Source organism: Acinetobacter sp. YQ_14, assembly GCF_043102985.1.
Taxonomy (GTDB): domain Bacteria; phylum Pseudomonadota; class Gammaproteobacteria; order Pseudomonadales; family Moraxellaceae; genus Acinetobacter; species Acinetobacter venetianus.
The window spans coordinates 166,360-180,283 of the sequence record NZ_JBICJJ010000019.1 but is presented as its reverse complement, the minus strand read 5'-3'; the positions used below and the strand labels follow the sequence as shown (position 1 = coordinate 180,283).

Annotated in this window: 13 protein-coding genes and 4 tRNA genes; 16 read left to right on the top strand and 1 reads right to left on the bottom strand. The window is 39.7% G+C overall.

From position 1 onward, the window contains the following. The first annotated feature begins 1 nt into the window (after position 1). From rpe to ACF8D3_RS09675, 15 genes are all read left to right on the top strand, one after another. Positions 2-688 (top strand): ribulose-phosphate 3-epimerase, encoded by a 687-nt coding sequence (rpe, locus tag ACF8D3_RS09745; protein WP_004881404.1) that lies wholly within the window; start codon positions 2-4, stop codon positions 686-688. A gap of 367 nt (positions 689-1,055) precedes the next feature. Beyond that, positions 1,056-1,481, top strand: a complete 426-nt coding sequence (locus ACF8D3_RS09740) for a hypothetical protein (protein WP_130134918.1) — start codon at positions 1,056-1,058, stop codon at positions 1,479-1,481. 89 nt (positions 1,482-1,570) lie between these two features. Next, positions 1,571-3,379 (top strand): copper resistance system multicopper oxidase, encoded by a 1,809-nt coding sequence (locus tag ACF8D3_RS09735; RefSeq protein WP_392471257.1) that lies wholly within the window; start codon positions 1,571-1,573, stop codon positions 3,377-3,379. Next, entirely contained in the window at positions 3,366-4,259 is an 894-nt protein-coding gene (locus ACF8D3_RS09730) for a copper resistance protein B (protein ID WP_286943359.1), read from the top strand. Before ACF8D3_RS09735 ends, ACF8D3_RS09730 begins: the two co-directional genes overlap by 14 nt. An 82-nt stretch (positions 4,260-4,341) precedes the next feature. Continuing rightward, a complete protein-coding gene (locus ACF8D3_RS09725) occupies positions 4,342-4,845 on the top strand; it encodes a cobalt transporter (protein WP_286943357.1) in 504 nt (167 codons plus the stop codon). A gap of 4 nt (positions 4,846-4,849) precedes the next feature. Beyond that, complete coding sequence (locus tag ACF8D3_RS09720; RefSeq protein ID WP_286943355.1) at positions 4,850-5,395, top strand: hypothetical protein; 546 nt, start codon at positions 4,850-4,852, stop codon at positions 5,393-5,395. A gap of 163 nt (positions 5,396-5,558) precedes the next feature. Next, entirely contained in the window at positions 5,559-5,876 is a 318-nt protein-coding gene (locus ACF8D3_RS09715) for a multidrug efflux SMR transporter (protein WP_004881392.1), read from the top strand. Positions 5,877-5,894: 18 nt separating this feature from the next. Then, on the top strand, positions 5,895-6,383 hold the full coding sequence (locus ACF8D3_RS09710; RefSeq protein ID WP_023013094.1) for a methylated-DNA--[protein]-cysteine S-methyltransferase: 489 nt from the start codon (positions 5,895-5,897) through the stop codon (positions 6,381-6,383). 355 nt (positions 6,384-6,738) lie between these two features. Further along, the gene (gene argJ / locus ACF8D3_RS09705; RefSeq protein ID WP_392471255.1) at positions 6,739-7,959 is read left to right on the top strand and encodes a bifunctional glutamate N-acetyltransferase/amino-acid acetyltransferase ArgJ; all 1,221 of its coding nucleotides are present in this window, start codon (positions 6,739-6,741) and stop codon (positions 7,957-7,959) included. A 141-nt stretch (positions 7,960-8,100) separates the two neighbouring features. After that, positions 8,101-9,165, top strand: a complete 1,065-nt coding sequence (gene nadA / locus ACF8D3_RS09700; protein WP_004881386.1) for a quinolinate synthase NadA — start codon at positions 8,101-8,103, stop codon at positions 9,163-9,165. 142 nt (positions 9,166-9,307) lie between these two features. Then, positions 9,308-9,384, top strand: a tRNA-Pro gene (locus ACF8D3_RS09695). Positions 9,385-9,454: 70 nt separating this feature from the next. Further along, a tRNA-Arg gene (locus ACF8D3_RS09690) sits at positions 9,455-9,531 on the top strand. 35 nt (positions 9,532-9,566) lie between these two features. Continuing rightward, a tRNA-His gene (locus ACF8D3_RS09685) sits at positions 9,567-9,642 on the top strand. Positions 9,643-9,646: 4 nt separating this feature from the next. Continuing rightward, a tRNA-Pro gene (locus ACF8D3_RS09680) sits at positions 9,647-9,723 on the top strand. Between the two features lie 331 nt (positions 9,724-10,054). After that, the gene (locus ACF8D3_RS09675) at positions 10,055-10,522 is read left to right on the top strand and encodes a DMT family transporter (RefSeq protein ID WP_019385138.1); all 468 of its coding nucleotides are present in this window, start codon (positions 10,055-10,057) and stop codon (positions 10,520-10,522) included. Positions 10,523-10,575: 53 nt separating this feature from the next. Here ACF8D3_RS09675 and ACF8D3_RS09670 read toward each other — a convergent pair whose 3' ends face one another. Then, positions 10,576-11,745 (bottom strand): helix-turn-helix transcriptional regulator, encoded by a 1,170-nt coding sequence (locus tag ACF8D3_RS09670; protein WP_286943346.1) that lies wholly within the window; start codon positions 11,743-11,745, stop codon positions 10,576-10,578. A gap of 385 nt (positions 11,746-12,130) precedes the next feature. Here ACF8D3_RS09670 and ACF8D3_RS09665 point away from each other — a divergent pair, with 385 nt between their 5' ends. Next, entirely contained in the window at positions 12,131-13,735 is a 1,605-nt protein-coding gene (locus ACF8D3_RS09665) for a GMC family oxidoreductase (RefSeq protein ID WP_286990059.1), read from the top strand. Positions 13,736-13,924: the final 189 nt, after the last annotated feature.

Here is a 13,924-nt window from a genome sequence, read left to right as displayed (position 1 = left end):
CATGTCCAAGCCTTATTTAATTGCTCCTTCTATTTTATCTGCTGATTTTGCTCGTTTAGGTGAAGATGTAGAAAAGGTTTTAGATGCAGGTGCAGACGTTGTACATTTTGATGTGATGGATAATCATTACGTACCGAATTTAACCTTTGGTGCAGGCATCTGTAAGGCGCTTAAAAATTATGGTATCAAAGCACCGATTGATGTGCATTTAATGGTTTCACCAGTTGATCGTATGATTGGTGATTTCTTGGAAGCTGGGGCTGACATTATTACTTTTCACCCAGAAGCAACAGATCATATTGACCGCTCGCTTCAGTTGATCAAGTCTGGAGGTGCGAAAGCAGGTCTAGTATTTAACCCTGCAACACCATTACATTATCTTGATTATGTACTTGATAAAGTTGATCAAATTTTATTGATGAGTGTAAACCCTGGGTTTGGCGGGCAAAAATTTATTCCAATGACCTTGGAAAAGCTGCGTCAAGCACGTCAAATTATTGATGCAAGTGGTCGTGATATTCGTTTAGAGGTTGATGGTGGTGTCGGACCAGCGAATATTAGGGAAATTGCTGAAGCTGGTGCAGATATGTTTGTTGCAGGATCTGCGATTTTTGGTCAACCTGATTATAAAACTGTAATTGACCAAATGCGTGCAGAGCTAGCCAAAGTTGGTGCAAAACAAATTTAGTATCTTTATCCTATTTTTCACACAAGGTTGTGGATAACTTTGTTTATAACTGGGTGGATAACCGTGTTGATAACCAGGTGGATAAGGTGTTGTTAAATTAAACAAAATGATTTCAATTGTTTATATTGGCAGCACATTGATGAAAAAAGGACAGCAAAATGTCCTTTTTTTGTGCGCTAAATTATTTATTTTGCTCTTATTTTACTCATTTTTTATAAAAGTTAATTTTGAATATTTAAACAGCAGCTTTGAACTAAAATAGAGCAATAGAACCTGCGAACAACATAATGTGGATTGTGCGTAACTTGAAAAGAAATTATGCTATGAGCATTAAATTGATCTGTTTATTGTGAATAAGGAACACCTCGTGCAACTTCAACCAAAGTACAAACATATATGGTTTGTATTCCTGATGATATTTTTCATCGGGGGAAGTAGTGCGGCTGTTGCAGCAGTTCATACCATTCAAGCTGATGAGCAAATGGAGGTCATGTCACAGCAGATGCCTTGTCATGATCAAGCAAAGACAGATCAACATCATCACATGCCGATGTCTCATGTCGATGCTCAAATGATGGTGAAATGTCATGGTGACAACATGTCAGATGATCAGCATTGTCAAGATTGTAATCAGCCATCGCATTGTCAAAATGTTAATTTAGCACTAGATCAACAGGTGCCGACTTTATCTTTGACTTCTATTTTTGAGTTAAATCATCGTACAAATACGGATTACCAAGCTCGTCATCTTGCTGGATATTGGCAAGAAATTTTACGCCCTCCAAAAGCCTAATCTGCATTTGAGTTACCTCTCTTAGATAAGAGGGGCTGGGGGAGATTGTTCTCTCCTAAAAGTCAATTCATACAGATTGGGAAAATAAAATGTCTGCAAAAATTTATGCTGGTGTAATTGCTAGCTTCAGCTTATTGTTTGCGCCTGCGAGTTGGGCAGCGATTAAAGAATATCATTTGAATATTGATCAGGGCATGGTCAATATCACAGGGAGATCTGTCAAACGCATGACGGTGAATGGCAAATTCATTGCTCCATTACTTGAGTTTGAAGAGGGGGATGAGGCGGTTATTCATGTGCATAATCAATTAAAAGATCAAGATACCTCATTACACTGGCATGGCTTGCTGTTACCCGGATTGATGGATGGTGTGCCTGGTTTTAATGGTTTCAAAGGGATAAAACCAAATGGTAGCTTTGAATATCGCTTTAAAGTCCGTCAAAACGGAACCTACTGGTATCACGCACATAGTAAAGGTCAAGAACAAGATGGTTTATATGGCGCTTTAGTCATTTATCCGAAAGGTAAGCAGCCTGTCGCTCAATATGAAAAAGCAGATCGTGACTATGTGGTGATGCTGTCTGACTTTCATGAAACTGATAGTGATCAAATCATGGCGAATTTGAAAAAATCTGCTGAATACTATCAAAATCAACGTGAAACGGTGGGTGATGTTTGGCAACAAGTCAAACAAAAAGGTTTGAAAGCAACGTGGCAGGATCGTTCGATGTGGAATCAGATGCGGATGCTCAAAACCGATTTATCGGATGTCACAGGTTATACCTTTCTAGTCAATGGAAAAACTCCGCAGCAAAACTGGACAGGTGCATTTAATACAGGTGAAAAAGTCCGCTTACGTTTTATTAATGCATCTGCAATGTCATTTTTTGATGTACGGATCCCAAATTTGCAAATGACGGTGGTCAGTGCAGATGGTCAACCTGTACAGCCTGTTGCAGTAGATGAGTTTCGTATAGGTGCGGCTGAAACATATGATGTGATAGTAGAGCCAAAGCAAGCACATTATCAAATTGAAGCAGAGTCGATTGATCGTAGTGGTTTTGCAATTGCGTCACTACAGAATGATGCTGTCGCTCCACCAGCTAAGATTGAGATGCCAAAAGCGCGACCACGTGCATTATTGACGATGCAAGATATGGGCATGGATCATGGTACACATGCACAGATGGATATGAAAGATATGGATCATGCTGCTCATAAACCAATCAGTACTGATCATTCAGACCATACTGCAATGAAAATGTCAGACATGGATCACTCTTCCCATGATTCTATGGGGATGGGCAAAATGAATGATATGCATCAGCAACAGATGAGTTCTCAGCATGAAAATGTGAAGGCTGAATCTGTTCAAGGTTGGGCGAATGCATCCACGCCAATAGGTCATAAAGCATTGCAATATGCTGATCTAAAATCATTAACACCGCAGCCTGATACACGTCCAGCAGAAAGAGAATTGGTCATTCGTCTTGGTGGGAATATGGAACGCTATATGTGGACCATGAATGGTAAAAAGTTTAGCGATGCCGAGCCATTACAAGTGAAATTTGGAGAGCGTATTCGACTGAAATTTATTAATGACAGTATGATGGCGCATCCAATGCACCTGCATGGCATGTTTATGCAGTTAGAAAATGGTCAAGCTGCGATTGATATGCCAAATAAACACACTGTTGTCGTTCCACCGGGACAAACGGTGACTGCATTGTTAACTGCTGATGAGTTAGGTGAATGGGCAATCCATTGTCATTTGTTGTATCACATGTCCGCAGGCATGATGAATAAATTGATTGTGGCAAATGTGGATGATTCAAAAACAGTGAATCAACCCAATGCAACAGCACCATCAGAAGGAGCACGCCATGCACATCACTAAGCAATCTCCCGAGGTGAATAAAATGCTAAAGTTGTTATTGATTGGCAGTGTTGTGTCTACATCAAGCGCAATCACCTTTGCTTATGAATCACATCAAATGACGGAAATGGATCATTCAGCTCATCAGATGACATCAATGAATGAAGCATCACTAATAGATCATTCACAACATCAAACAGTAAAGGCAGCTCCAACGGATGCCGTACATTATGCACATGATCACCGCCGTGAGCATGGTGGTCAGATTTATCAAGCCACGACTTTAGAAAATGCTTGGACTTTAGATGAGCATGGACGAGGTAGAGCGAGTACAGAGCTTAAAACATGGATTGGCTCAGATGAAAATAAGATTTTCATTAAGGCACATGTAGAAAAAGCTGAATCTGAAAAAGCAGATACAGAAACGATGGCATTATACAGCCGTAATATTGCAGACTTCTGGGATGTACAAGCAGGTGTTCGTTATCAATATATGCCTGAGCAAAGTTTAGATAAAAATCAGTGGAGCGCAGTATTTGGCTTACATGGTCTAGCGCCTTATTTCTTTGAGACAGAAGCTTATTTGTATGCTGGCCAAGATCAACGTTGGCAATTAAGTTTGGATACCAGTCGTGATTTTTTATTTACGCAAAAGTTGATTGCTCAGCCATATTTGCAAGCTGATCTTGTGCTGAGTGATAAATCAAAATACGCACAGAAAACAGGTCTATCAAAGCTTCAGGCTGGCGTGCAAACACGCTATGAAATCAATAAAAAGATCATGCCATTTATTGATATTGCTTATGCATACCATAAAGGTGCTGATAAAACGCTTTGGCAGGAAGGTTCTGACAGTGAAAAAGGTTGGCTATACGGCGCAGGCTTTACGCTAAAGTTCTGATACTTTGTCTAAAATGTCACGTTTCTGAGATACTGTTAGTTTATACTAGCAGTATCTTTTTTGAGTCATTCATGGTGCATAAATGGCTTTAGAACAACAAGACAATCAAATAACAGAAAAATCAATCCAAACGGCTAAGCCAAGAGAAAAGTCTCAAGCCGTAACTTCTTCCCAGTTAGAGCTGATACCAACTGATGGCAGTATGAATGTCAGTTTTTATTACATTCCACATATGAGCAGTATGGTGGAAGTACAAAGAGTCAGGAAGGCATTGTTACCATTTTCTGAGCTGTTGATTGAACATAGTATCGATTTAGATGCCCGTCATTTGGTGTTATATCATCAGCAAGAGATAGAAAGTGTGACTACAGCATTGGAATATTTGAGTTTAGGTGCTGAGTTACAGCAAACGATGCCTCATTATGAACCTGTGGAAGTGTTTATCCAAAAGTCGGATTCATTTGATTCTATGCCACAACATGAGGGTTCTCAGTATCATTTGCTTCATGTTTTTCAGAAGTTTTTTTACGCTATTTTTACGTGGTTTAGGCTCAGGATAGAAGCCTTGCAAAAGAAAAAGGATTAATGGAATGCCGAGATGGATGTATGGTGTGTTAGGTTTGGCTCTGGCTTGGTTAGTTTGGACAAAACTGATAAAACCAACGCCAGATATCAGTCAACTTACGACCCATCAAGATGTTCAAGTTGTTAATTTACAAAATTATGAAGGTTCATTTAGAGTGCTTTCGAGAGAAGATTATAACTTTGGGCGCGAAGCTGAGTATTCGCCGATGGATATCGCTGTTGGATGGGATGATATGGCGAATCCCCAAGTCTATAAGGAAATTGATATTTCACAGAGCAATCGTTGGTATTATTGGCGTGTGGATCATGAACCTCCGATTCCATTACGGGAAATTGCAACGCATAGCGCCAATATGCATTTAGTACCCGCCGATGCTTCTATTGCTAAACAAATGAAGAAATTAAAGAAAGATGATCTCGTGTATCTCAAAGGTTCTTTAATTGAAATTCAGGCAAAAGATGGTTGGCGTTGGAAAAGTTCTTTATCAAGAGAAGATACGGGAAATGGTGCATGTGAATTAATGCGTGTAGATAGCATTGTTTGGCAATAATACAATTGATCAATATATTTTATTTTCAGTGGGTTAGATTGTTTGGATACATAACAATTCACATATTTAAAAAGATTTGAATTACACTTTGAAGCCGAAGGGGACGACCCCTTTGATTGGTTTGATGTTGGGACGACCCAACCATTTAAAGTGTGAGTAAAAAATGGCTTGGGCGATTTTAATTTTAGCAGGTGTGTTTGAAGTCATTTGGGCATATTCGATGAAGCTATCCGAAGGTTTCACTCGTTTAACACCAAGTATTATCACGATCATTTTCATGATATTAAGTGTGGTCCTTTTGTCGATTTCCATGCGGACTTTACCTCTTGGAACAGCGTATACCATTTGGACAGGGATTGGTGCAATTGGATCGTTTATTGTGGGAATTGTGGTATTGAATGAGCCGATGACGGCAATGCGAATGATCGCAGCAGTTTTGATCGTATCGGGTTTAATGCTGATGAAATTGTCATCAAATTAATGTTCTAAGGAGAGTGTGATGCAACTGGTATATATGTACATGGATTCTCCTGTGGGTGCATTAAAACTGGTTGCACATGATCAAGCCTTGGTTGCTGTGATGTGGGACAATGAAGATCATAAGCGTGTTCGGCTTGCTGAGTTGGTTGAGAATGTTCAGCATCCAATATTGTTAAAGGTAAAACAACAACTTGAAGAATATTTTTTAGGACAGCGTCAGCAATTTGATTTGCCATTGGATTTTCAAGGCACAGCATTTCAGCAACAGGTTTGGCAGGCACTATTGACGATTCCTTTTGGGGAAACGCGTAGTTATAAAGAGATTGCCGTTCAGTTGGGGAATCAAAAAGCAGTGCGTGCGGTGGGTGCTGCCAATGGGAAGAATCCGATTTCGATTATTGCGCCGTGTCATCGGGTGATTGGTTCGACTGGGGCGTTGGTGGGTTTTGCAGGTGGTTTGGATAAGAAGCAGATTTTATTGAGTTTGGAGCAAAGCCAAACTCTGTAATCTGTATTGTTAATACTCGATTTTCACTTCTTTTTGGAATAAGCTACCAAATCAGATATGAATAACATATTTTATGACTTGAACTGTAAATAAATTACTGAAAAGGCGGTATCTTGTCTAGCGTAATTCAATTATAGGAATAACCTTCGGTTCGAGTTACTTTGGTTTCGCCCAAAGTAACCAAAGGCATTCTCATCTACAAAACCTGTTCACTTGTGGCATTTGTTTTTATCTATCGCAGAAACGAGATATTACAGATACTACGCAGGTTGTAGATAACCTGTCCGAGTCTCATATGTAGGGTATGGTATATATTCATTTTCTTTTTCATAACAAGTTGAAAGGAAGTTTAAAAATGGCTGTTGGTGACGTAACAATGCCACTTATGCATGTGGTGCAGGGTGTAAAAATTGGCTCAACTGAGGCGTATGTGCGTTATCCAAATCGACGAGATTTAGTTATTTTTGAATTTGCTGAAGGTTCAAATGTAGCAGGGGTATTTACCCAAAGCGCATTTGCTGCTGCGCCTGTTTTACTTAGTAAGAAACATTTAACTGAGAACACGCCACGTTACTTGATCATTAATACAGGCAATGCCAATGCGGCGACTGGTGCTATAGGCTATCAAAATGCAGAAGCGACTTGTGCGAAGTTAGCTGAGTTAACTGGTGTTCAAGCCAATCAGATTTTACCTTTTTCAACAGGTGTGATTGGTGAGCAATTACCAATTGATCGTTTAGTACAAGGCATTCAACCTGCGTTAAATGATTTAAATGCTGATCGTTGGGCGGACGCTGCATCAGGCATCATGACCACAGATACCACACCAAAAGGTGCATCTGAACAGTTTGAACTGGATGGTGTGACTTATACCATGACTGGTATTAGTAAAGGGGCTGGCATGATTCGCCCGAATATGGCGACCATGTTGAGTTTTGTGGCAACAGATGCACCAATTGCGAAAGAAATGGTTGAGCAGCTATTAAAAACAACCGTTGAGCATTCATTTAATCGCATCACCATTGATGGTGATACATCGACAAATGACTCGTGTATCTTTATTGCGACAGGTCTTGCTGGCGGGGCTGAAATTCAACATCAAGATGACGCACGTTATCAAAAAGTGCTTGAAGTGTTGTCGCGTATTATGGATCGTCTTGCACAGTTGATTGTACGTGATGGTGAGGGGGCAACAAAATTCATTACCGTACAGGTTGATGGTGGTGCAAATACGCAAGAATGTTGTGATGTGGCTTATAGTGTTGCAGAGTCTCCACTCATCAAAACGGCATTATTTGCGTCAGATCCAAACTGGGGCCGTATTGTCATGGCGATTGGAAAGGCTGGTGTACCGAATTTAGATAGCAGTAAAGTACAGGTTTGGTTAGGCGATGTGCAAATTTGCTTAGATGGTGGTGCAAATCCAGACTATACCGAAGAAGCTGGTGCCGCTGTCATGGCGAAAAAAGAAATTAGCATTCGTATCGATCTAGGTCGCGGTTCAGCAACGGATACGGTCTATACCTGTGACTTTTCTTACGACTACGTCAAAATTAATGCCGATTATCGCTCGTAAATTTGCGTTATAATAAAAGCCTCCACAGTGGGGCTTTTTTATATTGCCTATTTGTGGACGATGTGATTGACCTCGAATGATCACCATACCCACGTTATAAGTTTGCAGTGATGCAAGCACGCAGGATAGAGAAGACGTTTTATGAATGATGCGAATTTAATTGCGAACGAAGCCAAAAATATTGTGCAAGCGCATTTAGATCGTTTGGGCGAGCCTAAGGACAATAGCCTTAGCCCAGAAGTGAAACAAGAGAAGTTTGCGCAGATCGCAGCAGAGCTCAAAAAACGAGATGCTGTACTTGTGGCGCACTATTACTGTGATCCTGATGTGCAAGAGCTTGCAGAGCTTACGGGTGGTTGTGTTTCTGACTCATTAGAGATGGCACGTTTTGGTCGTGATCATGCTGCTTCAACCCTTGTGGTTGCTGGAGTAAAGTTTATGGGCGAAACTGCAAAAATTTTATCTCCTGAGAAAACAGTATTAATGCCGACATTAGAGGCAACCTGTTCTTTGGATTTAGGTTGTCCAGTCGATGAGTTCACAGCATTTTGTGATCAGCATCCCGACCATACTGTTGTGGTTTATGCAAATACCTCAGCTGCGGTGAAAGCACGCGCAGATTGGGTGGTTACATCTAGCTGTGCTGTAGAAATCATTGAGCATTTGGATAGCTTAGGTGAGAAAATTATTTGGGCACCAGATCAACACTTAGGTCGCTATATTCAAAAGAAAACAGGCGCTGACATGTTGCTGTGGGATGGTGCTTGTATCGTGCATGAAGAATTCCGTGCCCGTGGTATTGCACAAATGAAGGCACTTTATCCAGATGCAGCTGTTTTGGTACATCCAGAGTCACCTGAATCTGTGGTTGATATTGCTGATGCGGTGGGAAGCACATCGCAGCTGATTAAAGCAGCACAGACCTTGCCGCATAAACAAATGATTGTGGCAACTGATCGTGGTATTTTCTACAAAATGCAGCAAGCAGCGCCGGATAAAGAATTATTTGAAGCTCCAACTGCAGGTGAGGGGGCAACCTGTCGTTCATGTGCACATTGTCCGTGGATGGCAATGAACGAACTCGATGGTATTTTGCATGTACTACAACATAGTGATCAAGAAATACACGTTGATCCTGCTTTAGCTGAGCGAGCTAAATTACCATTAGATCGAATGTTGAACTTTAGTGCTTCATTAAAGCGTTAAAAAACGCCAAGGTGTTTGTTAAATATACATTTGATAAGGATTTATTACATTTTTGAAAAATAGGTGTTGACGTTCTAGGGCGTCGCGCCTAGAATGCACACCGTACCGCACGATGTGCGATACAATAAAAGCTGAGAAAAATCGGAGCATAGCACAGCCTGGTAGTGCACCTGGTTTGGGACCAGGGGGTCGTAGGTTCGAATCCTACTGCTCCGACCATTTAAAATAATGTTGCAAAACATTGTTTTAAGATCGGCGAAGTATCGCTTGATATTAATATCATCGTTATGCGCCTGTAGCTCAGTTGGATAGAGCATCCGCCTTCTAAGCGGATGGTCACAGGTTCGAATCCTGTCAGGCGCGCCATTTGGTCGCTTGGTACATAGAACTAAATGTTGATGGTGGATGTAGCTCAGTTGGTAGAGCCCCGGATTGTGATTCCGGTTGTCGCGGGTTCGAATCCCGTCATTCACCCCACAAACGGAGCATAGCACAGCCTGGTAGTGCACCTGGTTTGGGACCAGGGGGTCGTAGGTTCGAATCCTACTGCTCCGACCATCATCTTAAAGATGAGATAAATTACCGCTAAGTTAGCGGTTTTTTTATATCTAAATTTTAATATTCTCATAGCTATATTCATTTAAAAAGTTCTATCCATACTCTTTATTTTATCTAATTTTATATTAAGGATTACTAAGTTAAATATCTGAATGATTTAATAAAAAATCACGACTAAATTTTAATTTTTAGCCACTAAATATATGTCTATCAAAAATATAAGAAAAATAGATCGTTTGCATTTCAGCGGTTTTAAGTGATAAGTATAGGAGTACAAAACTTTAATAAAGATTCAAACAGTTGATTTAAACAATAAAAAGAGAGGTCGCGAATGCATAATATCAGCTATGTATTGATTAGTATTTTAGGTGGTTTAATCGTTCCTCTACAATTGGCAATGGTGAGTGCCTTTCGTAATGCCAGCGGTGCTTCACAAATACAATCAACACTTGTGCTTTATGTGGGTGGAGCGGTGGCTTCATTGATCATTGCATTGATGATTGATGGAAGTGTTAAGCCGTCTTTATATCAGCAAGCCTCTTGGTGGATGTGGTTGCCTGGTCTTTTAGGTTCACTCTATATTTTATGTATGTTCCTTGCTGCTCCTAAAATTGGTGCAACTAATACCTTACTCTGGGTATTTTTAGGTCAGATGCTGTTTGCCACACTTGTCGACAGTACAGGCTTTCTTGGGATGCAAGTAAAAAAAGTAGATGGTTTAAAGCTATTGGGACTTATGTTTATTGTGATTGGCGGTTTAATCATGATTTATAATGAATATAGAAATATGAATGCTTAAGCACATTTTTGTTAAATTTTCTCCGTAATAGAACGTATTTATCAGCAACAAAACTAGATCGCTTTCGGGAAGTTAAGAAGAATCTTCACCAGTTCAGATTGTTTGTGTGTTGATGTTTTTCTATAAATTGACTGTATTTGCTTTTTGACAGTATCTGCACGCACTTTATTTTTCTGTGCAATTTCTTTAGTTGAAAAACCGTCTAAGAGACTTAGTGCGACTTTACACTCGGCAGGTGTAAATTTGAACACAGAGCTTAATAGTTGAATATCTACAGAGATTGAATGTTCAGGATGAAATAAAGTGAGCATCACTAGAGGACGAATGCCAAAAGCTTTTAACTCTTGCTCAGTCGCAAGTAGGCTGGCAAAGATATACAGTGTTTCACCACTTTCTGACTGTATTTTTATACCGCCGTCTTGAAGTAATTCATTATCAAATGTTTGTTGCCTAAAAAGTGCTTCGATTTCGCGGAGATTATCTTTTAATTGCTGTTGATAAGGTTGATCTAAGTAGATTTGATTATTCTGCAGTTGAATGAGATTGGTTTTTTCTAATAGTGTTGAAACCGCAGTATTGTAATGAACCACACCTCCAGATAAGTTAAGCAATACGATCGGCTGATGCAGCTTATTTATCAATGAATAACCCACAATACTATCGGTAGAAAATTTATATAGTTGGCGTTGAGTTTTGAGGACGCGTTCCAAATGCGGAAGCAAGCGATTTAAGAAGTCAATTTTTTCATTTTGTAGGGGCTGTTGTTTTTCTGATGTATGAATAATGAAGGCAATACAAAGCTGCTCATCTAATACCAATGCTTTCACGGCAACATAGCGTAAATCAAAAGGCAGTAACACTTGCTGATATAGCTTGGACTGTTCAACAAAGGCATGATCAATATGGTGATGACATTGATACCATTTATGCTGATCTTCTAAGCTAAGTTGTAAGAAATATTCCCAGCGAGGATCTGAATCAACTGGATAATGTAAATAAGCAAGATCAGATGCTACACGGTCAACATCATTTAATCGACCGCCACCTGCACTAAAGGAAATCGCTTGATTACAGACATCTAGTGCTTGAACTTGAATATAGGTCGCATCCAAAATCTGAGTTAAACGTTGTCCAAAATGAACCCAGTTCTCAGGTGTATCTAGAATTTTATAAATTAAATCAATTAATTCATCGTAGTACTGATTTAGAGTTGATTGAGACATCTTTATTGCTGAATCTATACATGATTTAAATGTAACTGATATGTATCAAATTAACAATATTTAACAAAAGTGGATTTTTCACTAAAAATAATTGAATGGATCTTAATGCAATTAGAATATTTTACATTTTGCTGAGATGACCAAAACGATTTTCTATGTTTTGAAGAATCGTATTTAGATTTAATAAATGAAAGCATATAAAAGTTTTGGATATTTTTGTAGATTGATGAATTATGGCAAAGGGGATGCTGCATTTAGCTATTGAGATTTTGAGTTGCAAAAGCTAATTTTAATTATTTACATCTGTTAGACAGGCGATCGTTTGTTTATAAGATATCTTAGGCATAATGCTTTAACTTTTATAAAGAAAATAACAGGGAAAGAAATGACACAAACAGCATTTGATTTTGTAGTGATTGGTGGCGGCTCAGCTGGTTGTGTACTGGCTGGGCGATTGTCTGAAAACCCAAATGTTTCAGTTTGCCTTTTGGAAGCTGGTGGTGATGGAAATAGTTGGCTGGTAAATACACCTGCCGCTGCCGTAATTAGTATTCCAACAAAAATAAATAATTGGGCTTTAGAAACAATTCCGCAAAAAGGACTAAATGGACGTAAAGGATATCAACCACGAGGAAAATGTTTAGGAGGGAGTTCAGCCATCAATGCGATGGTTTATGTTCGCGGCCATCGTGATGATTATGATCACTGGGCTGCTTTAGGAAATACAGGGTGGTCTTATGATGAGGTGCTCCCTTATTTTAAAAAATCTGAGCATAATGAAAGAATTAAAAATGAATATCATGGACAACATGGCCCGTTAAATGTCAGTGAGCTACGTTCAGATAATCCATACCAAAAAACCTTTATTGAGGCCGCTAAGCAGGTGGGTTATCCATTGAATGATGACTTTAATGGTGCTGAGCAAGAAGGCTTAGGTGTTTATCAAGTTACTCAAAAGAATGGTGAGCGCTGGAGTACGGCGCGAGGCTACTTAGTTCCGCATCTAGGTAAGCGCCCAAATTTACATGTCGTGACTCAAGCAAGTGTTTCGAAGATCGTCATTGAAAATGATCGGGCTGTCGGTGTTGAATATAAACACAAAGGTCAACATTTAACGATTCAGGTAAATAAAGAGGTCTTATTATCTGCTGGTGCTTTTCAGTCACCGCAAATATTAATGCTTTCAGGTATTGGACCACGCCAAGAATTAGAAAAACATGGGATTCCTGTTGTTAAAGATTTAGCGGGTGTTGGTGAAAACTTGCATGACCATCCAGATTTTATTTTCGCGTATAAAACTAAGCAAATGGATGGAACATTTGGGGTTTCGGTTGGTGGTAGTGTCGATTTAGTGAAGCAAATAGGGCGTTATCGTAAAGAGCGCCGTGGTTTGATCACCACTAATTATGCAGAATGTGGTGGTTTCTTAAAAAGTCGTCCTGAGCTAGATAAGCCGAACCTACAGTTGCATTTCGTGATTGCAGTGGTGGATAACCATGCTCGAACCATGCATACAGGTCATGGTATTTCATGCCATGTGTGTTTGTTGAATCCGCGTGCACGTGGTTCAGTTAAACTCAGTGGTAAAAATGCCGATGATCCATTGCTCATTGATTTTAAATTCTTAGAGGATGAACAAGATCTTCAGGATATGGTTGATGGTTATAAAGTCACGCAAAAGTTAATGAATGCACCTGCTTTAAGTGAAAAAATTAAAGAAGATATGTTTACAGCCAATGTGCAGTCTGATGATGAAATTCGTGAGATTTTACGCCAACGTGTTGACACGGTGTATCACCCAGTCGGCAGTTGTAAAATGGGCGTGGATGATATGGCCGTGGTTGATCCTGAACTGAAAGTGTATGGTGTCCAAGGTTTGCGTGTGGTTGATGCGTCGATTATGCCAACCGTCGTAAATGGTAATACCAATGCGCCAACGGTGATGATTGCTGAAAAAGCGGTGGATTTGATTCGTCAAACTTGGAAGTAAACTATAATTTACTGGAGCTAAGGTAGAAATATCTTAGCTTTTTTCATTTTCAGTGTTGCTGCGAGGCGTTTCCAGCATACGCGGAAAAGTGAAGTTATAATCTTGTAGTGCTGACTTAATTGCTGCGATATATAGATATTTAGGTCATAGTTTTTGACAATCATCCTTGTCAGGATTGGGTCGTATGTT